The organism is Pseudomonas sp. LBUM1643 (assembly GCF_059716215.1).
Genome location: NZ_CP166813.1, coordinates 3,231,973 through 3,258,431 on the forward strand (window position 1 = coordinate 3,231,973; position 26,459 = coordinate 3,258,431).

Consider the following 26,459-nt stretch of genomic DNA (forward strand, 5'->3'; position numbering starts at 1 on the left):
TTGAAACACCTGTGGGAGTGAGCCTGCTCGCGATAGGTCCCGGTCAGTCGACATCAACAGTGACTGACACGCCGCATTCGCGAGCAGGCTCGCTCCCACAGTGTTTGGGGTGAGTATTTAACCCCTGCAAAAACGCAAACAGAGCCTGCACATATCCCGGTTGTACATCACAAATTTGCACTGGTACGATCCGGGATCGCTCGCGTGCGAGCTTCTTGATAAAGAACAATAAAAGCAGGGAGTTAGTGATGACTGCTCAGGTTTCTTCTCCAGCGACTCAGTCGATGGATGCCACGCAAAACGCGGTGCTGGCCGAGGTCCGCAACCACATCGGTCACCTGACCCTCAATCGCCCCTCCGGCCTTAACGCCCTGACCCTGGACATGGTCCGCAACCTTCAGCGCCAGCTCGACGCCTGGGCGATCGATGCGAACGTGCACGCCGTGGTGCTGCGCGGTGCTGGCGAGAAGGCTTTCTGTGCCGGTGGCGACATCCGCTCGCTGTACGACAGCTTCAAAAGCGGCGACACGCTGCATGAGGATTTCTTCGTCGAGGAATATGCCCTCGATCTCGCGATCCACCACTACCGCAAACCGATCCTGGCCTTGATGGACGGGTTTGTCCTGGGTGGCGGCATGGGTCTGGTACAAGGCGCCGATTTACGCGTCGTCACCGAGAAAAGCCGCCTGGCGATGCCGGAAGTGGGCATCGGGTATTTCCCGGATGTGGGCGGCAGCTATTTCCTGCCGCGCATTCCCGGTGAGCTGGGGATCTATCTAGGGGTCAGTGGCGTACAGATTCGCGCCGCCGACGCGCTCTACTGCGGGTTGGCGGACTGGTACCTGGACAGCGCCAAACTGGAATTGCTCGACGAAAAACTTGATCAACTGGATTGGCAAGACTCGCCGCTCAAGGACCTGCAAGGCGTACTCGCACAATTCGCGGTACAACAGCTGTCCGATGCACCTCTGGCGACGTTGCGCCCGGCCATCGACCACTTCTTCGCCCTGCCCGATGTGCCGAGTATGGTGGAGCAACTGCGTGAAGTAACGGTCGCGGACAGTCATGAATGGGCGCTCGTCACTGCGGATCTGCTGGAAAGCCGCTCGCCATTGGCAATGGGCGTCACGCTGGAGATGCTGCGACGCGGTCGGCACCTGAGCCTGGAAGACTGCTTTGCCCTCGAGTTGCACCTGGACCGCCAGTGGTTCGAGCGCGGTGACCTGATCGAGGGCGTACGTGCGTTGCTGATCGACAAAGACAAAACGCCACGCTGGAATCCTCCGACCTTGCAGGCGCTGGATGCCGAGCATGTCGCGAGTTTCTTCACAGGCTTCGACCAGAGCGGGAGCTGAGTCATGCACGATATCGAATTGAGCGAAGAACAAGTGATGATCCGCGACATGGCCCGGGATTTTGCCCGTGGCGAAATCGCGCCCCATGCACAAGCCTGGGAAAAGGCCGGCTGGATCGACGACGGTCTGGTGGCGAAGATGGGTGAATTGGGCCTGTTGGGCATGGTGGTGCCCGAAGAATGGGGCGGCACTTACGTGGACTACGTCGCCTATGCCCTGGCAGTGGAAGAAATCTCCGCTGGCGACGGAGCCACAGGCGCACTGATGAGCATCCACAACTCCGTAGGTTGCGGGCCAGTCCTGAACTACGGCACCGAAGAACAGAAGAAAACCTGGTTACCGGACCTCGCCAGCGGCCAGGCCATCGGTTGTTTCTGCCTGACGGAACCCCAGGCCGGTTCCGAAGCCCACAACCTGCGCACTCGCGCCGAACTGCGTGATGGCCAGTGGGTCATCAATGGCGCCAAGCAATTTGTCAGTAACGGCAAGCGCGCCAAGCTGGCGATCGTGTTTGCGGTCACCGACCCGGACCTGGGCAAGCGCGGAATTTCGGCGTTCCTGGTACCTACCGACACCGCAGGCTTCATCGTCGATCGCACCGAGCACAAGATGGGCATTCGTGCGTCCGATACCTGTGCGGTGACCTTGAGCAATTGCACGATTCCCGAAGCCAACCTGCTGGGTGAACGCGGTAAAGGGCTGGCGATTGCCCTGTCCAATCTCGAAGGCGGACGAATTGGCATCGCGGCGCAGGCCCTGGGCATTGCACGGGCGGCGTTTGAAGCGGCATTGGCTTACTCGCGCGATCGCGTGCAGTTTGACAAGCCGATCATCGAACACCAGAGCATTGCCAACCTGCTGGCCGACATGCACACCCGCCTGAACGCAGCGCGCTTGCTGATCCTGCATGCCGCACGCCTGCGCAGTGCCGGCAAGCCGTGTCTGTCGGAGGCTTCACAAGCGAAGCTGTTTGCGTCGGAAATGGCCGAAAAGGTCTGCTCGTCAGCGATGCAGATTCATGGCGGGTATGGGTATCTGGAGGATTACCCGGTGGAGCGTTACTACCGGGATGCGCGGATCACGCAGATTTATGAAGGGTCGAGCGAGATACAGCGGATGGTGATTGCTCGCGAACTCAAGCATTACCTGGTTTGAACCGTTAAAAGCATCGCGAGCAAGCTTTGCTCCCACAGTAGATCTCTAGTGCTGATGAGAAACCCTGTGGGAGCATAGCTTGCTCGCGATGACGTCGCTGAAAACGCTACATCACTTCCCTTGGAACTGCGCGTCACGCTTGGCAATAAATGCCGCCATCCCTTCTTTTTGATCCTGCGTCGCAAACGCCGCATGGAACACCCGGCGCTCAAAGCGCACACCTTCGGACAAGCTCACTTCAAACGCACGGTTGACGCTTTCCTTGACCATCATCGCAATCGGCAACGACTTCTGGGCGATCTTCTCGGCAACCTTCAACGCCTCTTTCAACAGCTCATCAGCTGGCACAATCCGCGCCACGATCCCGCAGCGTTCCGCTTCAACCGCATCAATCAATCGCCCGCTCAGGCACATTTCCATGGCCTTGGCCTTACCCACGGCTCGGGTCAGGCGCTGAGTGCCGCCCATGCCTGGCAGCACGCCAAGGTTGATTTCCGGCTGGCCGAATCGAGCGTTGTCGCCGGCCAGGATGAAATCGCACATCAGCGCCAGTTCACAACCGCCGCCCAAGGCAAAACCGTTAACCGCAGCGATGATCGGCTTGCGGCGATTGGCCACGCGATCACTGTCGCTGAACAGGTCATCGAGGTAGATCTGCGGGTACGTCAGCTCGGCCATTTCCTTGATGTCGGCGCCGGCGGCGAAGGCTTTCTTCGAACCGGTCAGCACGATGCAGCCGATGTTCGAATCAGCTTCCAGGCCATCGAGGGCGTGGTTGAGCTCGCTGACAATCTGCGCGTTCAACGCGTTTAGCGCTTGTGGGCGGTTAAGAGTGATCAGGCCCACTCGACCGTGGATTTCCAGCAAAATCGTTTCGTAACTCATGTATGACTCCTAAGCATTGTTTACGCCAAGCCCCCGTAGGAGCTGTCGAGTGAAACGAGGCTGCGATCTTTTGATCTGGCTTCTTAAAAAACAGGATCAAAAGATCGCAGCCTCGTTTCACTCGACAGCTCCTACACAGCTATTACAGGGGTTCCTTGTTAAAGACTGCGAGAAATGACCATGCGCTGAATATCGCTGGTTCCTTCGTAGATCTGGCAAACCCGCACGTCGCGGTAGATCCGCTCCACCGGAAAGTCGTTCAGGTAGCCGTAGCCGCCCAGGGTTTGCAACGCTGCGGAACAGACCTTTTCGGCCATTTCCGAAGCAAACAGCTTGGCCATTGAGGCTTCGACCAACGCAGGCTTGCCACTGTCGCGCAACGCGGCGGCGTAATGCACCATCTGCCGGGCCACGGCAATCTGCGTCGCCATGTCCGCGAGACGGAACGCCACCGCCTGATGTTCGATGATCGGCTTGCCAAAGCTTTCACGCTCACGTGCATAGTCGCGGGCCGCTTCAAACGCAGCGCGGGCCATGCCCACCGATTGCGAAGCGATGCCTACACGACCACCCTCAAGGTTGGCGAGGGCAATTCGATAGCCCTCACCCTCCTCTCCCAATCGATTGGCCACGGGTACTTTCACGTCTTCGAACAGAATCTGGCAGGTATCGGAAGCATGCTGGCCGAGTTTGTCTTCCACGCGGGCGACTTTATAGCCCGGCGAGTCGGTCGGCACGATCAGCGCCGTAATGCCGCGCTTGCCGGCACTCGGATCGGTGACGGCGAACACGATCACCACGCCGGCGTTCTGCCCGGACGTGATGAACTGTTTGCAGCCGTTGAGCACGTAGTGGTCACCTTCCAGGCGTGCGCGGGTTTTCAGGCCGCTGGCGTCGGAACCGGCCTGAGGCTCGGTCAGGGCGAAGGCACCGAGCATTGCGCCGCTGGCCAGAGGCTTGAGGAAGCGCTCTTTCTGGTCATCGGTGCCGTAATTGAGGATGGGCACGCAACCCACCGAGTTGTGTACGCTCATGATGGTTGAGCACGCGCCGTCACCGGCAGCGATTTCTTCCAGCGCCATGGCGTAAGCCAGGTAACCGGTATCACAACCGCCCCATTGCTCGGGAACCAGCATGCCGAAAAAGCCCAGCTCGGCCATTTCGCCGATGGCCTCCGTCGGGAAGCGATGCAAGCGATCCCACTCCGCGGCGAACGGCTTCAGCCGCTCCTGGGCAAACTGCCGGGCCGCGTCGCTGATTTGTGTTTGTTCGTCATTGGGAATCATGCGAAGTCCTCAAAATTACAATCGCCCCTGTAGGAGCTGGCGCAGCCTGCGATCTTTTGATCTTGGGCAATATCAACACCGCAACATCGAAAGATCGCAGCCTGCGGCAGCTCCTACAGAAACCGCGCAGGGTGATCAAGAAACCTTAGTACAGGCACTCAACTGCAATAGCCGTTGCCTCACCGCCGCCGATGCAGATGGCTGCAACACCGCGTTTCAGGCCTTTCTGGCGCAGGGCCGAGAGCAAGGTCACGAGGATCCGCGCGCCAGACGCACCGATCGGGTGCCCCAAGGCACACGCGCCACCGTGCACATTGACCTTCTCGTGAGGGATCTCCAGTTGGGTCATGGTCACCAGGCTCACCACCGCGAACGCCTCGTTGACCTCAACCAGGTCGACTTCATCCAGCGACCAGCCGGTTTTCTTCATCAGCTTTTTGATCGCACCCACCGGCGCCACCGGGAACAGGCCCGGAGCGTCGGCGAACGCGGCGTGACCATGAATCACTGCCAGAGGCTTCAAGCCTTGTTTCTCGGCCTCGGAACGGCGCATCAGCACCAGCGCCGCGGCACCGTCGGAAATCGAGCTGGAGTTCGCCGCCGTCACGGTCCCGCCTTCACGGAATGCCGGCTTCAGCGAAGCGACCTTGTCCAGTTTGGCTTTCGGTGGCTGCTCGTCATTGCTGATCAGCACCTGTTCTTTGCCGATTGTCACCGTCAGCGGCACGATTTCGTCTTTGAAGGTGCCATCCTTGATGGCCTGCTGTGCGCGGGTCGTCGAGGTAATGGCGAATGCGTCCTGGACTTCACGGGTGAAACCATTGGATTCGGCGCAATCCTCGGCGAAGGTGCCCATCAAGCGGCCTTTGTCATAGGCGTCTTCGAGGCCGTCAAGGAACATATGATCGAGCACACGACCGTGGCCCATGCGGTAGCCGGCACGTGCGCGGTCCAGCAGGTACGGCGCGTTGGACATGCTTTCCATGCCGCCGGCGACCACCACGTCGACGCTGCCGGCGACGAGCATGTCATGGGCCAGCATTGTCGCTTCCATGCCCGAACCGCACATTTTGTTCAGCGTGGTGCAGCGGGTCGATTTATCCAGCCCGGCGCCGAGCGCGGCCTGGCGCGCAGGTGCCTGACCAAGGCCTGCGGACAGCACGCAGCCGAACAGCACTTCTTCGACGGATTCAGGCTTGATACCCGCGCGCTCTACGGCGGCGCGAATGGCAGCAGCGCCCAGTTGCGGCGCAGTCAGGCTTTTCAGTTCGCCCTGGAAAGCACCCATCGGGGTGCGGACAGCGCTGACAATAACAATCGGATCGTTGGCAAGTGTCATGACAAATTCTCCTTACTTGGCGGCCATGCGCAAGGCACCGTCGAGACGGATCACCTCGCCATTGAGCATGCTGTTTTCAATGATATGCCTGACGAGCGCAGCATACTCCTCCGGTTTGCCCAAACGCGGCGGAAAGGGAACGCCAGCCGCCAGGGAAGCCCGGACTTCCTGGGTCATACCGGCCATCATCGGCGTTTCGAAGATGCCAGGGGCGATGGTCATCACACGAATGCCGAAGCGCGCCAGCTCACGGGCCGCAGGCAACGTCAGGCTGACGATGGCGCCTTTGGACGCGGCATACGCCGCCTGACCGATCTGGCCGTCGTAAGCAGCAGCAGAGGCGGTATTGATGATCAACCCGCGCTCGCCGTCTTCATTGGCCTCGGTTTCGGCAATGGCAGCTGCCGCCAGACGCAGCATGTTGAAGCTGCCGATCAGGTTCACATTGATGACCTGGCTGAAACTGGCCAACGCGTGAGGGCCGGTTTTGCCGAGGATTTTCTCGCCTCGCACGATGCCGGCGCAGTTAACCAGACCATTCAGGCCACCAAAGGCCTTGACGGTTGCCTGCACGGCAGTTTCGGCGGCGGCTTCGTTGCTGATGTCCGCGACGACGCTTTGCGCGCCCAGTCGTTGAGCCTGGGCCGCAACAGCTTCGGCGTTCATGTCCACCAGCATCACTTTGGCGCCGGCTGCAACCAGCATCTCAGCGGTGGCGGCACCCAGTCCGGACGCACCGCCGGTGACGAGAAAAACCTTGTTTTCGATCTGCATCATTGTTTCCTTGATTCAAGCTTGAACGTTCTTCGCGGCGGCCTCTTGAGCCTTGGCGATTTCCTGGTTGCGCAAGATAAAGCGCTGCAATTTGCCGCTTGGGGTTTTCGGCAATTCGCTGACAAATTCGATCTCTCGGGGGTAGGAATGCGCCGCCAATCGCTTGCGCACGTGCTGGCGCAGTTCTTCGGCGAGGGCAGGTTCGGCGCGGTACTGCGAGCTCAACACAACGAACGCTTTGACCAGTTCGGTCCGCTCAGGGTCGGGCTTGCCAACCACTGCCGCCTCGACCACCGCCGGGTGCTCGATCAGCGCGCTTTCAACGTCGAACGGCCCAACCCGGTAGCCAGAGGTGGTGATCACGTCGTCGCTGCGGCCGACAAAACTGATGCTGCCGTCCGGGTTCCACTCCACGGTATCGCCGCTCAGGTAATAGTTGCCGACGAAGGCTTTGGTAGGCGCGCCTTCGTAGCCGGCGAACCAGCACATCGGCGACTGGGTGCGGTCGATGGCCAGGATGCCTGGCTGACCCACGCCCAGTTCCTGGTACTCGTCGTCCAGCACCACGATACGATGGCCCGGAGAGGTGAAACCCGCCGCGCCCATGTGGATCGGATGCTCCAGGCCATGGTGATTGCACAACACCATGCCCAGTTCGGTCTGGCCGTAATGGTCGTGGATGACCACGCCGAGGTTGTCGGCAAACCAGCGGATCACTTCCGGATTCAGCGGTTCGCCGGCACTGCTGACGATGCGCAGCTTGCCCTTGATCGAACGGGCGAACTCGTCGCCGCCCGCGATCAGCAACCGATAGGCCGTTGGAGAACCGGTGAGGTTGGTGATGCCGTATTTGTTGATGACCCGACAGGTACTTTCGAGGGTGAACGGGCCATCGTAAAAGGTGATCGGGTGCCCCATCGACATCGGTCCGGTGACACCAAAATAAATGCCGTACGCCCAACCCGGGTCGGCAACGTTCCAGAACGCATCCTCGGGACGCAGGTCCACCGCGTCGCGGGTGTAACTCTGAAAGGCAACGATGGCCTTGAGCGGCACGGACAGCGCTTTCGAGGGACCCGTGGTGCCCGAGGTAAACATCAGCAGGAACGGCTCTTCGCCGGTCAGCATGACTGGTTCGCAGTCGTTGGAATGGTTGGCCAGTTCGGCCCAGAAACTGAAATCGCCCCGCACGATGCCCTGGCCTTTCGGGCCGCCGACGGTAACAGTCGTCGGGCAGTCGATGACTTCAGTGAGTTTGGCGCGATTCACGGCGTCGGTAACGACGACTTTGGCGCCAGAGCAACCGAGCCGATGCTCGATGGCTTTAGGGCCGAAGGCGGTGAAGAGAGGTTGATAGACCGCACCGATGCGCCATGTGGCGAACACAGTGATCAGCAATTCAATGTTGCGCGGCAACAGACCGGCGACCTTGTCGCCCTTGCGCACCCCTTGGGCCAGCAGAAAATTGGCAAACCGCGCGGCTTTGTCCTGCAGGTCGCTGAAGGTATAGGTGGCGCTGGTCCCGTCGCGTCCCTCCCAGAACAATGCAATGCGCCCCGGCAATGCGTGCCGGTCGCAGCATTCGACACAGGCGTTAAGGGCCGTCAGGTCGCCTGCGAGTGCAGCGTCAACGGTGTCCTGATAATTGAACTGTGAAGTGGCAGACAAGTAATTGCGCATTGCCAGAATCCCTCTGTATTTTTATTAGGTTGGGGGGAACCGTAATCAACAGGGAAATCTTCGCTCCGCACGGTGCGCGGGACAATGGTCAAAGTTATCAAGTTGCGTGACTGGTTTGGCCAAGGTTCAAGCGCTGGGGTCTCGGGACTGACCCTCCTATAACTTCAGGAGCAGTCAGCCTCGTTAAGAATCAGACTGCGGTAATGCCCGGGATTGGACCCCGACCACTTGCGAAATGCCTTGTAGAACGAGCTGGCATCGGCAAACCCCAGCCGCGCGGCAATCTCGGCGAAGCTGATGCTCGGTTCAGCCAGCCAGACGATGGCCAATTCCTTTCGCACACTGTCCTTGAGCCCTTGATAGGTCTGCCCTTCCTCCGCCAGTCGCCGCCGCAACGTCGACGCCGACATGCACAGCTGCTGCGCCAGCAGGTCTGTTTCCGGCCAGTGTTCTGCCGGCAGTTGCCGTAAATCATGCTTGATCCGGCTCGCCAGGCTTTGCGGATCACGGTACTTCACCAGGATATTGGCCGGCGCATGGGCGAGGAAACGCTTGAGTTCTTCAGGACTGCGCTTGATCGGCAAATCCAGGCATTCGGCGGAGAAAATCATGCGGGTGCGTGCTCGGTTGAACCGCAGATTCTCGGAGAACATCACCTGATAGTCATCGCAAAAGTCCGGTTCAGGGCAACGCAACTCGATGGCCAGAATCGGAATGCGTCGCCCGGCCAGCCAGCAGGCAACCCCGTGAACGATCATCCAATAGGTGAAATAAGTGAAGGCCCGGCGCGGGTCCTGCTCGTCCTCGACCAAGACGATTTCCGCCAGACTTTGCTGACGCACCAGCTGCGCCGGCAAATGCTCCAGCATTAACGACAGGAAACCCAGCCCGGAGGTCAGCCCTGCCGCCAGACTCGGCTGAACCATGGCGCAGCGACACAAGAACTCCAGGCTGCCGGATTTGAGCTTTCGCGGGTCCATGCCGAAAAACTCGTCATCACCGCGCCGGGCCAGCAAACGCCACAACCGCGCATAAGACGTGGCCGGGACCCGAGCGCTGGTGGTCTTCAGCAAAGCCGGATCGATACCGACCTTATTCAACACCTCATCGGTCGCGGCGCCTGAGGCGCAACTTTGCAACAGCGCTTCGCGCACCAGTTGAATCGAAATGGTGTCTTTTTCCGACATGGAGTGAGGCGAGCCGTATGGTTGGTTTGAGTGACCGCATCTTAGCGCAGCTGCCTGATTGACGGTTATCTGTAGCGGCTGCGTAGGCGCTGTGTAGGAGCTGTGTAGGAGCTGTGTAGGAGCTGTCGAGTGAAACGAGGCTGCGATCTTTTGATCTTGTTTTTTAAAGGCAAGATCAAAAGATCGCAGCCTCGTTTCACTCGACAGCTCCTACAGACCTACAGACCTACAGACCTACAGGCCTACAGACCTACAGACCTACACAGCCCCTACAAAGGCAGGGCGTGATTTCAACATCGTTCAGGTTGCGTTCAGGTTAATGTCAACTCCTGTCATATGCGAATGAGTGTCATTATGCTACAACTTAGCACCCTATCTAATTCGATCCGGTGCTGAATGCTCGTTCCATTTTTGATCATGCTGCGCGAAGGCATTGAAGCTGCACTGATCGTTGGCATCATCGCTAGCTACCTCAAACAGACCGGACGTGGTCAATGGATGCCCGCCGTCTGGATCGGCGTCTTCCTGGCCGCAGCGCTGGCCCTGCTGGTCGGTGGCGGTCTGGAACTGGTCAGCGCCGAATTCCCGCAAAAACAACAGGAACTGTTTGAAGGCATCGTCGGGCTGGTCGCGGTCGGCATCCTCAGCTCCATGGTGTTCTGGATGCGCAAAGTCGCCCGGTCAATCAAGCATTCGCTGCATGCTTCTCTCGATCAGGCGCTGACCGGCTCCAAACATCAGGTCACCGCGCTGATCGCCATGGTGTTTTTCGCCGTGGCCCGCGAAGGCCTCGAAACCGTGTTCTTCCTGCTCGCCGTCTTCCAGCAAAGCGAAGGCCCGGCAGCACCGATCGGTGCCCTGCTCGGCCTGATCCTGGCGATCATCGTCGGCTTCCTGATCTACACCGGCAGCATGCGCCTGAACCTCGGCGCGTTCTTTCGTTGGACCGGGCTGTTCATCCTGGTAGTGGCGGCCGGCATCCTCGCCAACTCGATGCAGGCACTGCATGAAGCGGGCGTGTGGAACTACCTGCAAACCGTGCTGTTCGACTTCAGCGCCACTCTGCCGATGGACGGCCCCTTGGGCTCGGTACTGGCCGGGATGTTCGGCTATCAGGACGCCCCCACCGTCAGCACCCTCGGCGCTTATCTGATGTATTTGGTGGTGGCGCTGGTGATGTTTTTCCTGCCGGCACCGCCCCCTGCAAAGCAACCTCATTCAGTTTCCAGCCAGTAAGGCCACACATGCCAAACCAAGCCCCTCCCTCGGTTTCTCCTCCCCGCGCGCTGCGATGGGCGGTTGCCGGTTCCGTCGTGGTGATGATCGCCGCCGGTGGTCTGTTCTATTACGCCTCGAAGATGGCGGCGGCCAAGCGCCAGACCAACCATAACGAAGTGCTGGTGACCATTCACCCGCACAGCTGCGAGCCGAACGCTCTGACGGTTCCGGCCGGCCGCGCCAGTTTTCGCATCGTCAATCGCTCGGATCGAGCCGTGGAATGGGAAATCCTCGACGGTGTGCTGGTGGTCGAAGAACGGGAAAACATCGCACCGGGCCTGAGTCAGGTGATCAACGCCAACCTGATGCCCGGTGATTACGCGATCACCTGCGGTTTGTTGAGCAACCCTCGCGGCACGTTGCACGTCACCCCCACCGCGGCTTCCGACGCCGCATCGAAGGCAAAGCCGTCGCTGGTCGCCTTCGTCGGGCCATTGTCGGAGTTTCGGGTTTACCTGAGCAGTCAGGGCACGGCGCTGATTAGAGCCGTCACCGCGCTGGGGCAGGCTATCGAGACCGGCGATCTGGCTCAGGCGCAAGCCTTGTATGCACCGGCCCGCGCCGCGTATCAACGTCTTGCACCGGCCTCCCAGCGTCTGGCAGAACTGGATAACGCGATCAATGCCCGCGCCGATTACTTCGAAAAACGCGAACTAGATCCAGGGTTCACGGGTTTCCACCGGATCGAATACGCGCTGTTCCAGCAACGCAATCTCGACGGCCTGGCGCCTGTCGCCCAGCGTTTGCTCGCCGACGTGACCACGCTCAAACAACAACTGCTTGCGCAATCACTGCCGCCGGAACAACTGGTGAGCATCGTCATCCGCAACCTCAACAGCCTCGCCGAGGTGCGTGCCAGCAGCGGTGAAGAAGAACGCTACAGCCACACCGACCTGAACGGTTTCGCCGCCAATCTGGACGTAACTCACAAGGTCGTCGACCTGCTGCGACCTCTGCTCACCAAATCCGCCGCCGACTTGTTGCCGAAGATTGCCAGCGCCCTTGCTGCACTCGACGCAGACCTGAACGGTTTGAAGACAAAGGATGGCTACGCGAGCTATGACAGCGTGAGCGCCCAGCAGCGCAAACAGATCGCCGACAAGGCCAAGGCCCTGGCCGATGCACTCGACGGAATCGATCCCGCCCTCGGCCTTTCCGGCCTGTCAGCAGAAGACTCAAACCGATGAACGATTCAGAGCAATTCAACCTTCAGCGCCGCCGAGTATTGATGGGCATGGGCGCCGCCGGTGTGGCACTGGCCGGCTCGACGTTGAGCTGCCCGGCCATGGCCGCCAGCCCCGCCCAAGTCACTGAAGCCCCCAGCAGCGAAAAGACCGAGGACCGCCACGCGTTCCACGGCAAGCACCAGAGCGGCATCGTTACCCCGCGTCCGGCCAGCGGGATGCTGGTGTCGTTCGACGTCCTGGCCAGCGATCGAGAAGACCTTGAGCGGTTGTTTCGCACACTCAATGAGCGGATCGCGTTCCTGATGACGGGGGGGCCGGTCGAGCAAATCGACCCGAAACTTCCGCCCGTGGATTCCGGGATTCTTGGCCCGGTGGTGACGCCGGATAACCTGACCATCACGGTGTCGGTCGGTGAATCGCTGTTCGACGAACGCTTCGGCCTGGCAGACTCCAAGCCCAAGCGGCTGATCCGCATGGTTGGCTTTCCCAACGATGCGCTGGAGGCGGAGTGCTGCCACGGCGACTTGAGTCTGCAGTTCTGTTCGAACACCACCGACACCAACATCCATGCCTTGCGCGACATCGTGAAAAACCTGCCGGACTTGCTGTTGGTACGCTGGAAACAGGAAGGTAGCGTGCCGCCCCAAGCCCCGACGAAACCGGGTGTGCCGGCGCAGAGTGCGCGCAATTTCCTGGGATTTCGCGACGGTTCGGCCAACCCCGATTCCAACGACGCCAAGGCCATGGACACCCTCGTCTGGGTGCAGCCTGGCAGCGACGAGCCCGCCTGGGCGGCGAACGGCAGCTATCAAGCCGTGCGCATCATCCGCAACTTCGTCGAGCGCTGGGATCGCACCCCGCTGCAGGAACAGGAAAGCATCCTCGGCCGGGTCAAAAGCACTGGCGCCCCCATGGGCGGCGAACATGAAACCCAAGTGCCGGACTACAGCAAAGATCCGGAAGGCAAACTGACCAGGCTCGACGCGCACATTCGCCTGGCCAACCCGCGCACCAACGCCACGGCGGCCAACCTGATCCTGCGCCGACCGTTCAACTACTCGAACGGCGTGAACAAGAACGGCCAGCTCGACATGGGGCTGCTGTTCATCTGCTACCAGGCCGATCTCGAAAAAGGCTTCATTACCGTCCAGACCCGCCTCAACGGCGAGCCGCTGGAGGAATACCTGAAGCCGGTCGGCGGTGGGTACTTCTTTACCCTGCCCGGCGTCACAGGTGACCAGGACTACATCGGTCGCACCTTGCTAAAAGCCACACAACCTACCGCTACGGCCTAACAACCCACAACACGGAACCGTCCCATGAAAAAGTCGCCCCTCGCTTTACTGCTGACACTTGGCTTGCTCAACACCCCGCTTTCAGCATTCGCGGCGACGGCGCCGATGGACCTGGTGGGACCGGTGTCGGATTACAAGATCTACGTCACCGAGCAACTGGACGAACTGGCCAGCCACACTCAGCAGTTCACTGACGCGGTGAAAAAAGGTGATCTGGCCACGGCGAAGAAACTCTATGCACCGACACGGGTTTTCTACGAGTCGATCGAACCGATTGCCGAGCTGTTCAGTGACCTGGACGCGTCCATCGACTCCCGTGTCGACGACCACGAAAAAGGCGTGAAAGCCGAAGACTTCACCGGTTTCCACCGCATCGAATATTCGTTGTTCTCGGAAAACAGCACTCAGGGCCTGGGTGAGCTGGCCGCCGGTCTGAACAAGGACGTCAAGGACCTGCAAACCCGCGTCGCCGGCCTGACCTTCCCGCCTGAGAAAGTGGTGGGTGGTGCTGCCGCGCTGCTGGAAGAAGTCGCCGCCACGAAGATCTCCGGCGAGGAAGACCGCTACAGCCACACCGACCTGTATGACTTCCAGGGGAACGTCGACGGCGCGAAAAAAATCGTTGACCTGTTCCGTCCGCAGATCGCCAAGCAAGACGCCGCATTCATCGCCAAGGTCGACAAAAACTTTGCGACCGTGGACAAGATCCTCGCCAAGTACAAAACCAGCGACGGTGGCTTTGAAACCTACGACAAAGTGAAAGAAAACGATCGCAAGGCGCTGGTCGGGCCGGTGAATACACTGGCTGAAGACTTGTCGACGCTGCGTGGGAAACTGGGTTTGAATTAAGCGATTGCATGGACTGGGCGGGCACTATCGCAAGATAACTCGCGGTAGTGCCAGCCCTTGCCCGCAAGGGTTAAACCTGCGTTGTTGCCTCGGTAGCACCCGATAATCTGAACTCAAGGAGCGGTTGCCCATAGGGATTGCCGCCACGGTCGAGCGCGTACCAGTTTCCGTTGCTCTGAATGGCCGTGAAATTGGCGTTACGATAGATACCGTTCACTGGGGCGCTTACCTTCAAATCTCCCGCCATGTACACTTCAATGAGGCCATGAGTCCTTCCCTTTGAGGCCTGCAAATTCGTGGGCGCATCAAATACTGTTGACCATAGTTTGATGGCCTCCAGACCTGCGTCACTGGTCCCGGGAAACACCTTGCGCAGCTCAATAATGGCCAGTTCCCTCCTTGTTTGAAGCGGTTGGGTGCACGCTTTCAACGCCTTGCCGAGTTCGTCGGTCTGACGGCCATAAAGGTTGGCAGCTCTTTTATAGTCCTCGGGTGAATAAGCGAAATCAGAACGCGTTCGAACAATGCCGTTCATCACGCCCCATTGAACAACCATGTCAACAGCGACGGTTTGAAATAACAGTCGCTGCTCGGGTGTCGCAGGCTCAAGCAGGCCAACTTCCAGAAGTTGCTCAACGGTCATGAAACGTGTGCAGCCTTGACTCATTGCTTCAGCAATAGCCACACCCAAGCGTAACGTCATCCAGTTGGCTGATCCCATGGTGATGCTCTTTGCGACATCGGGTATCAGAAACTCCGGTGCTACACCGGCCAGAAAAACATGCGCCACTAAAGGAGCAGACTGTGGGCTGATGCCTTTGCTCTGAATCAAATGCTCTTCAATGTCGGCTCGCACCGCGCCCAGTTCACGCCCCATGTTTCTTGCCTGATAGACGTCATAACCGGCAATCGTTCCGGGCCGGCCGGGACTATCAGGGTCGATACTCAGTTTGAGCGCCGTCAATAGCAGTTGTTGATAATGCTGGACGGTCGCCGTTTGTCCGTCAGAGGCGCCGTACCAATTGATCTTCTCTATTAGTTGCTGGCCCCATGCGTCGGACACCTCTGTATCAAACATCGTATCTAACAACGTATCGGCATTGGCTCGCGTGTCTTCAAGTGATTTGCCAGACAGCAACAGGTTGCCCAGTGCATCAACAACAGAGCCTGCGCCCTGAACAAGACGTCTGGATAATTCGATAATGCTTTCTCTGTCGGCGGGTGCCAGCGACACCGTCGAAACGTTCTCTGTCAACACATCAGCAGCACAGTTGCCCAATGGCGGCGACGGCGGTAAAACCGTTGTCAGCCATTTAACGATGTTGCGCACCTCGCCGACGTTGCCCGGTGCATCAAAACCCATAAAGCGGATGATCTGTTGCAGATCGAAAGTAGTACTGCTGTAAATAGCGTTTCCCGTTGTCTTTGCCGTTTCAATTAACTCATTGAGTTTTTCTGCCAGCAAGGGTTGCTGATTTACGGCGTCGGTTAAATCAACCCAGGTGTCTTCGATAAAGACCTGTAGTTTATTTTCTGTCAAACGGGTAGGCCAAGCGCTGCAGTCGATGTTTTTAATCCTGCACAGCTCTGTCATAGCCGGTAATGCGAAAAAATCATTCAGCGACTGACGAATTGCAGCGCAATTTTGCGCCAGCTCAGTGCTGACCGCAAAATCAACTATTGTTTCGGACAAAGAGACGATAGCGCTGTCAGGCTTGTCCACTACGGTTTGATTCAGGTTATCCAGTAAATGGGTTCTTTGCGCGAACGCTTCGAGAGTCAGCGTCATTGCGTCCAGTTCGGCCTCCAACACTGTCCTTTGAACGGTTGTGGTCTCGGGCCAGCCTGTTGATGCCAGTGTGCTGGCGAGAATTTTCGCCTCATCCGCTGATGTTGGCGGGGTGATGCCGTAAAACTGGAGCATCACCTCCAGAGGTATATCGCTCGACTCACTGCTTAAGTAGGGTAAACCCATGTCCTCAGGGTCGAGGATCGCCATGGCAGCGTGCAGGCGGGCTGAGACCTGCCACCACCCCGAGGTATCCCATAAGCTAAATGTTTCAGTGGTGGTCACACCATCACGGGTGATAGCACCGGATATTGAATCCTTTTCAATTCGCAGCGTGGTTAACGATAGGCCTTTGGCATTGAAAAAGCCGAGAACGGCCGGATCGTTCAACGTTTGCCGAAAGAACTCAACCGGTGAATAAATCAACGCCCCTGGAGGTACGGACAAACGGCTGTATTGGCCGGTACCGAGCTGGGCAACCACGTTGTTCTGCAGGTGTCGATCAGCACTATCGGCGCTGCTCACCGACTCCAGCGTCCATTCGGCTGCGCGCGCCTGACGCTGTGAGCGATCAAGGATCGCCGGCACCGGGCGGTTGTGAAACCGGGCTGACACCTCTAAATCATGTGCGATCGTCTTATCAACACGTTCGAAGTAAGTCTTATCCGGGATGCCGGGAACCGGCTCCTCCAGTAGCCGTGCCACATCCGCTACAAGGAGTGGATCCTGATGGGGGTCACCAAAGATCGACGCGGCAATTCGCGCCTTGACCGCAGATACTAATTGCGGCGATTTATCCAGCAGTGAGCGTACGTCATGAATAATGGCGTCGTTCAGCTGGAGGTCTGCTTCATGAGCAAAGTGCATGTCCGCGGGCAGATCGGGCAAATCCTCGGAAAACCACTGACCGTAGAACTCACTGATCAGCGCGTGTATCGCAGCCAGCGTTACTGTCGCCGCGGTACGAGGGTGCGCTTGAATAATCCCGGCAGCGCCGTTGAACGCCATCAATCCCATTGAGGCCAGAGCGTGTGTGGAAGCCTGGAGCCAGGTTCCGAAATGAATGCGCAGCGCGTCCAGGGCAGCGTTCCACGGAGTGTCTTCATCCGTAGGTGAGTGTTGCGCCAAATCCTCGACCGTGCTGGCATATGGATTATCGAGGGCACCATACGAGGACGGCGGGTCATAACGCAGCGGCGTTCGCACATCTAGCTTGTTGATGTTTGCTTGCATCTTCGCGAGCAGTGAGCGGGGATCAGGAAGTTCGACTGCTTCAGCAGGACGCCATCCGGTCAACACGTGCGTGGACCGCGCCAACAGGTCATCAATCTGAGCAGCTAACGCTTCAAGTTCTTCAAACATGCGCTCACGAGAGGACGCGGGTTTCTCCTGGGCCGGAACCCGTGGAGACGCGGGGTCTGCAGGTGTGCTGAAGCTCTTTTCCACCTGGACCGGCATCGGAACGCAAATCAACGGGCGGAATTTTTCTGCAACCCCCAATAGCCCAAAGGTATCGAGGCCGTTGAGCCCAAAGAGCAGCTTGCCAGCGATCCCTTCAGGTACGCGCGGCCCATTGGTATCGACATGGTCGTAGAACGATCCCTTACGTTCGATTTCCTGAAGTGTCGACATCAAGGGTAGTTGACTTGCGTCAACCTCCTGCACAGCTGGGTCAGCAGTTTTTAACGATGATTTAGGTGAGGCACTGAATACGAAACTGATAACGGATTTAACACCATTGGCGAAACAAATAGCCGAACTCGCTCCGTTGTAAAGCGCCTGACTGAGGTCGTTGGCGGACAGGGAACCCAGGTTGTTCAAACCCGAATTTACGCTGTTGACCAGGCTCTGCATGTTCAATCCTGGTGACGTCGCAGAGTGCGAGTCTGTCTTGACTTCAATGCTCTGCCAGAGCTGATGGAGTTGACACTTGTGTTTTTCCGGTAAGCGTTCGTGCCTCTCCGTTTCATCCAGACGTTGAAGAAACTCGCCGAGAAAAAATCGGGCTTCCTGGGGAGACGGCCTGACATGCAGACCATCCTCCAGCTTCATCAGCGTGCTGTTGAGTCGACTGTCTCGCCATGGCCTGATTGACTTCCGGCTCTCCAGTACAACGCGCTTGAACGCCTGCCACTGAACGTCCGTTAACAGTTCACCGTGAGCAATTTTTTCATCCCTTTGCACCCGCGAAACCACGAGTTGCGACTGTATGAAACCCATCACGGTGTTGCTGTCAGTTCCCCGGGGGAAGTTGAGGGTTTCACCGAAAGCATCCGCCCAGCAGGCAGGGGGCAAATGACAGATAACCTCCACGATCTCGCGTAATCGCTCGGTCGTAAGGTCTCCCTTTGGCCTGACGGAGCGCATTAAAGCCTCTGCGAACAGTCCCTGAAGCCTACGGCCCGTATCGGTATGCAAAAAGCCACTATCCAGCACATCGAACATCGCCTCATCCGTCAACGGCAAGGTTTCCAAACGCTCCTGTACGGCCGCCCAGCATTGCTCGAGAGATTTCTGATCTTTGAGCACATCCCCATGCAAGGTAAATCTTGCGCAGTACATGGGCGCCGCGACAGTATTCTCCGTCGCGGCAGGCGAACGTCGGCAGGGCCGAGCATCACAATTGGGAAGTATTGGAAGTTGCGGACTGCTGCGTGTACCCAGTACCCGCGTGGCCCAAGAGTACTGGGTAGAGGCTTGTGCTTTGAATTGCGCAGCACAAGCCGGTTGGGTGACATTTGTAGACGACGCGAACATTGGAAGTTCCTTTTCCTGAAAATCGCGTCAACCTAAGAGACCTGCCGGGAAGGAAACTATCAAAAAACGCCTCTCCTCGACTTCCCGCTGTTTTTATAAAATCCGATACAGCAAGCGCTCAATCCGTACACGGCTGACACGCTTGAGGAACTTGGCCACCGCTGCCGGGTATTCAAGCAGCGTTTCCAGATCCTGATAGCGCTGGATACGCGTGGTGTGCTGGAAGATCTGCGCCAGCTCGTTGCGGCGCGGCTCTAAGAGCTCACCCTTCGGGTCATCGATCAGCAAAGCGTTTTCCAGATCCAGTCGGAACGCCCGCGGGTTCAGGTTATTGCCCGTCAGCAGGGTGTAACGCTGGTCGATCCACATGCCTTTCAGGTGGTAGGTGTTGTCGCCTTCCTTCCACAGATGCAGGTTCAACTGTCCGCTATCGATCGTGCGCTGATGGCGCTTGGCGAACCTGCGCAGGCTGATTTCGTACAGGTACGGCAGCGCCGCAATCACTCTGAACGGCTCGCTGGGCGGAATGTAGAAATCGTTGGCGGTCTTGTCCCCGACGACGATGTCGATTTTCACGCCCCGCCCCAGTGCCCGGTTGATTTCGCGCGTCACGGCCAGCGGCAGGTTGAAGTAAGGCGTGCAGATCGTCAGTTGATGCTGTGCGCTGGCGATCAGTTCGCAGATCACCCGGCTGAGCGGGTTGTTCTTGCCGACGCCAAGCAACGGGCTGACCGACAATCCGCCCTTCTCGAGCGTGCCCGCCGTGGTGTCGTAGGACGCGTGCTTGAGGCGGCTGCGCAGGTCGCCGATATCGTTGCGCAGGCTGCGGGTGGTCGGCAGGTTGGGCAAGTCGAGTCGATTGACGGCTTTGGACGCGATCAGGCCATGCTGGACCAGGTGCTGCATGGAATCGGCCAAGGGGCGGTTGTGCAGCAGGTGGTAACGGTCGTATCGATACTTGTCGAACTTGTGCAGATAGACGTTGTTGAGGCTCGCGCCGCTGTAGATCACGCAATCATCGATCACGAAGCCTTTCAGGTGCAGCACGCCAAACAGCTCGCGGCTCTGCACCGGAACGCCGTACACCGGCACTTCACTGGCGTGAGTCCGGGTCATGTCCTGGTACCAGGCCGAATTGCCCGGCTGCTTGCCGGCACCGATCAAGCCGCGCTGGGCGCGCAGCCAGTCAACCACTACCACCACGTCCAGTTCAGGACGTGCCAGTTTGGCCGCGTGCAAGGCATCGAGGATTTCCTGACCGGCTTCATCCTGTTGCAGGTACAGCGCAACGATGTAAATGCGCTGGGTTGCACCGGCGATTTTTTCCAGGAGGCAGCGACGGAATTCGGCTGCACCGCAAAGCATGGTGACGGCATCGGCGGTCAGCGGAAAACTGCGCAGTTTAGGCAGCAGGGAGCGTTTGAAAAGCGACGGCATAGGGCTCGCAAAAGGTCGAATCCGAAGAACCCGAGAGCTTACACCATGGATTGGTTCGGGTCTTGTCAGCGTCTGTAAAGGCCCTTTCTCGAGCAGGCTCGTTCCCACGTTTGAGATGCGTTTCCACTTGGGGGCGAGCCTGCTCGCGATGACTGTTTGCGCTGCACGACACATACCTGCTTGATAAAGGAGAACGATCGTTCTACTGTATCCACATGAACGAAATCACTAGCAATGCTACCCGCGACATCATTCTGGATGTCACCGAGAAATTGATCTACAAAAGTGGCATCGCTGCCACGGGCATGGATCTACTGGTGAAAACCGCAGGGGTCTCCAGAAAAAGTATCTACCGCTACTTCGCCAACAAGGAGGAGCTGACCGTCGCGGCTTTACGACGGCGTGACCTGCGCTGGATGCACTGGTACACCAGCGAGGTCGGCAAGGCTTCTACCCCGGCCGATCGCCTGCTCAACCTGTTTACGGTGCTCAAGGCATGGTTTACCAGCGAAGGCTTTCGCGGTTGTGCCTTCATCAACACCAGTGGCGAAACGGGCGACCCGCAGGATCCGGTGCGCCTGCTGGCCAAGGAGCACAAACAGAAGCTGCTCGATTACGTGTGCGAGCTCTGCACCGAATTTGGCGCGGACCACCCGCAGACGCTGGCCAGGCAACTGCTGATCCTGATCGACGGTGCCATCACCGTCGCGCTGATCATGGGCGATCACAGTGCTGCCGATAACGCGCAGTGCGTGGCGCGCAAGTTATTGAACCTGTAACCCTTAATTCAAATGCAACAACCGCCCCTGTACGTTAATTCGAGAGGAGACGTTATATGTCAAACCCTGAAGTTCGTCCGCCATTGCCACCCTTCACCCGGGAATCGGCCATCGAGAAAGTACGCCTGGCCGAGGATGGCTGGAACTCTCGTGACCCCGCGCGCGTCTCGCTCGCCTATACCCTGGACACCCAATGGCGAAACCGCGCGGAGTTCGCTCATAACCGTGAAGAAGCCAAGGCATTCCTCACGCGCAAATGGGCCAAGGAACTGGACTACCGTCTTATCAAGGAACTCTGGGCGTTTACCGGTAACCGGATCGCCGTGCGCTATGCCTATGAATGGCACGATGATTCGGGTAACTGGTTTCGCTCCTACGGCAACGAAAACTGGGAGTTTGACGAGAACGGCCTGATGGCCAACCGGTTTGCCTGCATTACGCCACCACAAAAGGCGCCATTGCCAACTTCACCGGTGGCCTGGCGCAGATGCTCGGCCCGAAAAACATCCGGGTGAACTGCGTGGCGCCCGGGCCGATCTGGACTCCGCTGATCGTCTCCACGATGCCTGATGAGGAAGTGCAGAATTTTGGCTCGCAAACACCCCTTGGACGGCCGGGGCAGCCGGTGGAAGTCGCGCCGATCTATGTACTGCTTGCGTCGGACGAGGCCAGTTACATCACCGGGCAACGCTATGGAGTGACGGGAGGCAAGCCAATGTTGTAAGGACCGTGAGGGGTAATGTCGAAAGCCATGCAAAAAAATGAACCCCTCACAAAAAACCGATCTCCAAAACGATAGGCCCCAATGGCGGGCCTTCCGTTATCTGGAGGTCGTCATGTCCGCACCTATCATCAAACTCTTTACCCAACCCAACTTCGCGTGGACGGATATTCGCAGGGAAGAGGAAGCCCACCCGCGTCATTATCTGGCTCACTTACTGTTGCTCGCCCTGATTCCCGCCGTGTGCCTGTTTATCGGGACGACCTACGTCGGTTGGAGCCTGGCTGAAAATGAAACGGTCAAGCTCAGCACCAGCAGCGCTTTGCAGCTCTGTGTGTTGTTGTACGTAACCATTCTCGCGGGCGTCGCCGTGATGGGGCTGTTCATCCGCTGGATGTCGCGCACCTTTGACTCCCGGCCGACCCTTAATCAGTGCATCGGTTTCGCCGCGTATACCGCGACCCCGTTCTTCCTCGCCGGATTCGCCGGGCTGTACCCAAGTCGCTGGCTGGCGATCCTGGTACTGGGCGCGGCGTCGGTCTATTCAACCTTTTTACTGTTTGTCGGTTTGCCCACGTTCATGCACGAACGCAAAGAACAAGGCGTGTTGAATGCTGCCTGCGTCTGGGGGGTTGGCTTACTGGTACTGGTCACGATTCTGGTGGAAATGATTCTGGTCTGGTTCAACGTCCTGACCCCTGAATACCTGCGCGCGACCGTCGGTTGATTATCAAGCCCTACCCCGTTGCCACCCATTCGGCGAGTACCAAGACATGAGTTTCATCGTATGGGTGGCAGTGCTGGGAGCGGTACTGCTGACACTGGCCCTGACATCGTCGTACCTGCGATGGATGCCCGTGACCACTTCAGCCGTGTGCCTGGTGCTGGGCATCGCCATCGGACCCGCAGGGTTCGGTCTATTGAAACTCGATCTGGATGACGCCTCTGTCTGGATGGAGCATCTGACCGAAGTCGCTGTGCTTTTTTCGCTGTTTGTCTGCGGTTTGAAACTGCGCGCCCCGCTTAGAGACAAGAAATGGCGGATTGCGCTTGGTCTGGCGGGGCCCGTCATGGTGCTGACTATCGCGGGGGTCAGTTTGCTGTTGCACTTCGGATTCGAGCTGCCGTGGGGCGTATCGGTGTTGATTGGCTCGATCCTGGCGCCTACCGACCCCGTGCTAGCGGCGCTGGTATCGGTCAACGATGCCCGCGATGATGACAGCGTCCGGTTCGGGCTCTCCGGTGAAGCGGGTCTCAATGACGGGATTGCTTTTCCTTTCGTGATCCTGGGGCTGGTCTTGTTGTTGCACGATGACAACCCGGGCTGGTTGGGCGATTGGGCGCTTTATAGACTGCTTTGGGCTGTCCCTGCGGGTTTGTTGATTGGCTATTGGATGGGGCGCGGGATTGGTCTGGTGACCCTTTCACTGCGGATAAAAAACGAAGACAGCACCTTGTCGCCCAATGATTACCTGGCCCTCGCGTTGATCGCCCTGGCGTATGTCGGGGCCGAGTCGGTTCATGCTTACGGTTTCTTGTCCGTGTTTGCAGCCGGGCTCGGTCTGCGCCAGGCAGAGGTCAAATCCACGGGCGACTCCCCGGTACCCGCCGAGCATCTTGTGCAGCCGGTTGTCGGCCATCAGAACGTCGACCCGCAGCATGCCGTTCACGGCGATACCGACAACCTTGAAGATTCCCAGATGGCAGCCGGCATCATGATGGGCGACATGCTTGCTTTTGGCGGTCTGGTCGAACGGGCGATGGAAGTCTTTCTGGTGACGCTGCTGGGTGTGGTACTTATCGCCCATTGGGATTGGCGGGCATTGCCAATCGGTGCAGCGTTGTTCTTGCTGATCCGGCCACTGAGTGTGGTTGCCATCCCTTGGGGTGGATTGCTTGAAGGGCGGCAACGGCTGTTGATCGGCTGGTTCGGCATTCGCGGCATCGGCAGTCTGTACTACCTGTTTTATGCGTTGAACCACGGGTTGGACCAATCAGTGGCAACGCTCTGTGCCAACCTGACCCTGTCTGTAGTGGCACTGAGCATTCTGGTTCACGGCGTCAGTACCCAACCGATCCTGGCGCGTTATGAACGGCGCAAGCAACGAAAAAACTGATTTTTCACTCGCGCATTGAAGGGGTTGATTATCGAAATTTGGCGATCATAAATTTGAAATCCTTTTGCATTGCCGATGCCTATTAATCAACCTCCTCCGACTTTAAGGTGCCGGTCATGATTCACTATTCCACTCGCGATGAACTCAAAGCCTGTCGCGAATTCGCCCTGCAACGTAATCGTCAGATGTTCGAAGAAGCTGAAGCATTGAATCAGTGTGCCTTTGCGTTGCTCGAGGGCAGCGAGCTGGATGGGGAGCAGTTTGACCGCTATCAGGCGATGCGCAGGAAGGCGGATGTCAAATTCGCCGAGGCTATCGAGCATCTGCGGGTGCTCAATGAAGATTTTCCTTCGATGCCGATGTCTTCGAATAATGTTCGTCAGGTTCAACAGGACCACGAATCCAGGGTTTGAACCTTGACCCGGCCCTGTAGAGGCCGAAGTTGCTTCTACAGGGCGCGTATCGTTACTGCATAACGGGTACCGCTTCAGTTTCAAACGTTTCAGCCAATGGCACATCGCTGGAGCCCGGCGTCAGAATGACCTTGCGGCACTCCTCCTGTTTCTTATCGAAAATCTTGTAACCCTCGGCCGCCTGCTCCAGGGACATCCTGTGGGTGACGATGGCTTCCGGTTGCAAACGACCCGTTTCGATGTACCCAAGCAGCTCCGGCAAATACCGCTGGACATGCGTCTGGCCCATTTTGAACGTGAGGCCTTTGTCAAAGGCGTCCCCAAACAGGAAGCCGTGGATGAAACCGGTATAGACGCCGGGCACACTGACCACCCCTCCCCGGCGTACCGCCGCAATGCATTGACGTAACGCCTTGCCGCTACCGCCTTCTATTTTCAACGTCGCGAGTACCGTTTCAGTGGTGCTGCCCTTGGCTTCAAATCCAACCGCATCGATGACAGCGTCAACGCCACGGCTACCCTCGGTCTGGCGAATGATCGTGTCAGCCGGGTCATCGTCGTCATCGAAATTGATCGGGATGACCCCGTAGGCACTTTGCGCGTACGCCAATCGATAGTTGTGGTGATCAACCATGAATATCTGTTCGGCGCCGAGCATTTTCGCGCACGCGGCACTCAATAAACCCACCGGTCCGGCGCCAAAGATGGCAACACTGGAGCCCTGACCGATATTGGCGTTGATCACCGCCTGCCAAGCGGTCGGCAAGATGTCCGAGAGAAAAAGCACTTTCTCGTCGGCCAGCAATCCCGTCACTTTGAAAGGCCCGGTGTTGGCTTTGGGGACGCGGACAAGCTCGGCCTGTCCGCCTGGAATACCGCCATACAGGCGGCTGAAACCGAACAAGGCTGCCGGTGGCGGGATGACTTTTTTGTTCAGGCTGCCGCCCGGCCCTTCATTGGTAGTTTCGCAGCAGGCGAATAACTCTTGCTGACAAAAGAAACAATCACCACAGGCGATCACAAAAGGAATCACTACACGATCACCGCGCTGCACGGCAGTCACGGCGGACCCGGTTTCTTCAACGATGCCCATGAACTCATGACCAAAGATATCGCCGTGCTCAACCGTCGGGATCTTGCCTCGATACAAGTGTAAGTCAGACCCGCAAATAGCCGTCGCCGTGACCCGCAAGATGATGTCGTCAGCGGCTTCGATCGTTGGATCGGGGACGGTTTCAACCCTGACATCATGGGCACCGTGATAAGTCATTGCTCGCATGGCTGCATCCTCGCTGGTCACTACTAAAGACATGGGTGTCTGTATTAAGGGAGCGACGGGAAGCCGTGAGTTCAGTCAGGTAGCGGTTGATTCTGATCGGCGGTTAGCGTGCAAATCTTCAGCAATCCGTGCGGATTACGGCGGCACTGCGAACTGCATGAAGAGTTTGATCTACTCATGCAGGCTGCATGACTCCTCGGTGTTGGCAACGTAGCTAACTAATTGTTTTTATACGGGATTATCCGCTCGTCAAAACCGGCACGACAAATGCTCAATGACTATGAGCGACCTTCGGCATCGAGACCGTCAGCGCCTAACCCGTGACTATTTGAGAGAACCGACCATGAACGCCATCGACCTGTTGAAAGCCGACCATGAACGCGTGAAAGGCATCTTGACCCAACTGAGTGAGTCCACCGAACGTGGAATTAAAAAGCGCACCGAGCTGATTGCCAAGCTGGAAATGGAAATCACCATCCATACCCGACTGGAAGAAGAGGTGCTGTATCCCGCCTATAAAAAGGCCGGCGGTAAAGAGCAGGAAATCATGTACTACGAAGCCAAGGAAGAACACCGCACCGTCGACTCGCTGGTGCTGCCGGATCTCAAGGTCACTGACCCATCCACACCGGAATTTGCCGGTCGGGTGAAAGTGGTGAAGGAGTTGCTGGAGCATCACATCGAAGAGGAAGAAACCGAGATGTTTCCTCAGGCGAAAAAGTTGCTGGGTAAAGCTGAGCTGGAAGAGTTGGGCGCACTGATGGAAGCGCTGAAGGCTCAGTACAAGAAGGAAATGAGTGCAGGAAATATGGCGGCTTGATTCACCTGTAGGTATTAGGCCAGCGACTGCTTCGCAGTCGGACGCAGCCTTCGGCAGCTGCTACAAGGTAAGTGTGA

Annotated in this window: 20 protein-coding genes and 2 pseudogenes; 13 read left to right on the forward strand and 9 right to left on the reverse strand. The window is 58.0% G+C overall.

Features of this window, described 5'->3' with window-relative positions:
• The first annotated feature begins 248 nt into the window (after window positions 1–248).
• Window positions 249–1,355 (forward strand): enoyl-CoA hydratase/isomerase family protein, encoded by a 1,107-nt coding sequence (locus tag ACA063_RS14555; protein WP_497666449.1) that lies wholly within the window; start codon window positions 249–251, stop codon window positions 1,353–1,355.
• Between the two features lie 3 nt (window positions 1,356–1,358).
• The gene (locus ACA063_RS14560) at window positions 1,359–2,510 is read left to right on the forward strand and encodes an acyl-CoA dehydrogenase family protein (RefSeq protein WP_490148105.1); all 1,152 of its coding nucleotides are present in this window, start codon (window positions 1,359–1,361) and stop codon (window positions 2,508–2,510) included.
• Window positions 2,511–2,621: 111 nt separating this feature from the next.
• Here the strand turns inward: ACA063_RS14560 and ACA063_RS14565 are convergent, their stop codons facing one another.
• The 6 genes from ACA063_RS14565 to ACA063_RS14590 all read right to left on the reverse strand — a co-directional run bounded on the left by ACA063_RS14565 (window position 2,622) and on the right by ACA063_RS14590 (window position 9,661).
• The gene (locus tag ACA063_RS14565; RefSeq protein WP_497662183.1) at window positions 2,622–3,395 is read right to left on the reverse strand and encodes an enoyl-CoA hydratase; all 774 of its coding nucleotides are present in this window, start codon (window positions 3,393–3,395) and stop codon (window positions 2,622–2,624) included.
• Window positions 3,396–3,553: 158 nt separating this feature from the next.
• On the reverse strand, window positions 3,554–4,681 hold the full coding sequence (locus ACA063_RS14570; protein WP_497662184.1) for an acyl-CoA dehydrogenase: 1,128 nt from the start codon (window positions 4,679–4,681) through the stop codon (window positions 3,554–3,556).
• A 145-nt stretch (window positions 4,682–4,826) separates the two neighbouring features.
• Window positions 4,827–6,020 carry an acetyl-CoA C-acyltransferase gene (locus ACA063_RS14575; protein WP_497662185.1) on the reverse strand — a complete coding sequence of 398 codons (1,194 nt, stop codon included), beginning with the start codon at window positions 6,018–6,020 and terminating at the stop codon, window positions 4,827–4,829.
• 12 nt (window positions 6,021–6,032) lie between these two features.
• Window positions 6,033–6,794: an SDR family NAD(P)-dependent oxidoreductase gene (locus tag ACA063_RS14580; protein WP_497662186.1), complete on the reverse strand. Its 762-nt coding sequence runs from the start codon at window positions 6,792–6,794 to the stop codon at window positions 6,033–6,035.
• Window positions 6,795–6,809: 15 nt separating this feature from the next.
• Complete coding sequence (locus ACA063_RS14585) at window positions 6,810–8,474, reverse strand: AMP-binding protein (RefSeq protein ID WP_497662187.1); 1,665 nt, start codon at window positions 8,472–8,474, stop codon at window positions 6,810–6,812.
• Window positions 8,475–8,638: 164 nt separating this feature from the next.
• On the reverse strand, window positions 8,639–9,661 hold the full coding sequence (locus ACA063_RS14590; RefSeq protein WP_497662188.1) for an AraC family transcriptional regulator: 1,023 nt from the start codon (window positions 9,659–9,661) through the stop codon (window positions 8,639–8,641).
• A 396-nt stretch (window positions 9,662–10,057) separates the two neighbouring features.
• Between ACA063_RS14590 and efeU the strand changes: the two genes are divergently transcribed.
• The 4 genes from efeU to efeO (ACA063_RS14610) are packed head-to-tail and all read left to right on the forward strand — an operon-like array spanning window position 10,058 to window position 14,270.
• The gene (gene efeU / locus ACA063_RS14595) at window positions 10,058–10,897 is read left to right on the forward strand and encodes an iron uptake transporter permease EfeU (protein ID WP_497662189.1); all 840 of its coding nucleotides are present in this window, start codon (window positions 10,058–10,060) and stop codon (window positions 10,895–10,897) included.
• An 8-nt stretch (window positions 10,898–10,905) separates the two neighbouring features.
• The gene (gene efeO / locus ACA063_RS14600; RefSeq protein WP_497662190.1) at window positions 10,906–12,126 is read left to right on the forward strand and encodes an iron uptake system protein EfeO; all 1,221 of its coding nucleotides are present in this window, start codon (window positions 10,906–10,908) and stop codon (window positions 12,124–12,126) included.
• Window positions 12,123–13,421: an iron uptake transporter deferrochelatase/peroxidase subunit gene (efeB, locus tag ACA063_RS14605; RefSeq protein ID WP_497662191.1), complete on the forward strand. Its 1,299-nt coding sequence runs from the start codon at window positions 12,123–12,125 to the stop codon at window positions 13,419–13,421. Before efeO (ACA063_RS14600) ends, efeB begins: the two co-directional genes overlap by 4 nt.
• A gap of 24 nt (window positions 13,422–13,445) precedes the next feature.
• Complete coding sequence (gene efeO, locus ACA063_RS14610; protein WP_497662192.1) at window positions 13,446–14,270, forward strand: iron uptake system protein EfeO; 825 nt, start codon at window positions 13,446–13,448, stop codon at window positions 14,268–14,270.
• A gap of 70 nt (window positions 14,271–14,340) precedes the next feature.
• On the opposite strand, the gene ACA063_RS14615 is transcribed toward efeO (ACA063_RS14610), so the two are convergent.
• Both ACA063_RS14615 and pssA read right to left on the reverse strand, forming a co-directional pair.
• The gene (locus ACA063_RS14615; protein WP_497662193.1) at window positions 14,341–18,816 is read right to left on the reverse strand and encodes a hypothetical protein; all 4,476 of its coding nucleotides are present in this window, start codon (window positions 18,814–18,816) and stop codon (window positions 14,341–14,343) included.
• A gap of 93 nt (window positions 18,817–18,909) precedes the next feature.
• A complete protein-coding gene (pssA, locus tag ACA063_RS14620) occupies window positions 18,910–20,253 on the reverse strand; it encodes a CDP-diacylglycerol--serine O-phosphatidyltransferase (protein WP_497662194.1) in 1,344 nt (447 codons plus the stop codon).
• A gap of 215 nt (window positions 20,254–20,468) precedes the next feature.
• Here pssA and ACA063_RS14625 point away from each other — a divergent pair, with 215 nt between their 5' ends.
• From ACA063_RS14625 to ACA063_RS14650, 6 genes and pseudogenes are all read left to right on the forward strand, one after another.
• Window positions 20,469–21,032, forward strand: coding sequence for a TetR/AcrR family transcriptional regulator (locus tag ACA063_RS14625; RefSeq protein ID WP_497662195.1), 564 nt, complete (start codon window positions 20,469–20,471; stop codon window positions 21,030–21,032).
• 56 nt (window positions 21,033–21,088) lie between these two features.
• Window positions 21,089–21,469 (forward strand): annotated as a pseudogene (locus ACA063_RS14630) (nuclear transport factor 2 family protein); the annotation flags it as partial.
• Window positions 21,451–21,756: pseudogene (locus ACA063_RS14635) on the forward strand (SDR family oxidoreductase); the annotation flags it as partial. The pseudogenes ACA063_RS14630 and ACA063_RS14635, both read left to right, overlap by 19 nt.
• A 112-nt stretch (window positions 21,757–21,868) precedes the next feature.
• Window positions 21,869–22,480, forward strand: a complete 612-nt coding sequence (locus tag ACA063_RS14640; protein WP_497662196.1) for a Yip1 family protein — start codon at window positions 21,869–21,871, stop codon at window positions 22,478–22,480.
• 46 nt (window positions 22,481–22,526) lie between these two features.
• The gene (locus ACA063_RS14645; protein WP_497662197.1) at window positions 22,527–23,870 is read left to right on the forward strand and encodes a cation:proton antiporter; all 1,344 of its coding nucleotides are present in this window, start codon (window positions 22,527–22,529) and stop codon (window positions 23,868–23,870) included.
• 116 nt (window positions 23,871–23,986) lie between these two features.
• Window positions 23,987–24,283 (forward strand): hypothetical protein, encoded by a 297-nt coding sequence (locus tag ACA063_RS14650; protein ID WP_497662198.1) that lies wholly within the window; start codon window positions 23,987–23,989, stop codon window positions 24,281–24,283.
• 52 nt (window positions 24,284–24,335) lie between these two features.
• Here the strand turns inward: ACA063_RS14650 and ACA063_RS14655 are convergent, their stop codons facing one another.
• Window positions 24,336–25,562 carry a zinc-dependent alcohol dehydrogenase gene (locus ACA063_RS14655; protein ID WP_497662199.1) on the reverse strand — a complete coding sequence of 409 codons (1,227 nt, stop codon included), beginning with the start codon at window positions 25,560–25,562 and terminating at the stop codon, window positions 24,336–24,338.
• A gap of 343 nt (window positions 25,563–25,905) precedes the next feature.
• On the opposite strand from ACA063_RS14655, the gene ACA063_RS14660 reads away from it, so the two are divergent.
• Window positions 25,906–26,382 (forward strand): PA2171 family ribosome-binding persister protein, encoded by a 477-nt coding sequence (locus ACA063_RS14660; RefSeq protein WP_497662200.1) that lies wholly within the window; start codon window positions 25,906–25,908, stop codon window positions 26,380–26,382.
• Window positions 26,383–26,459 lie beyond the last annotated feature (77 nt).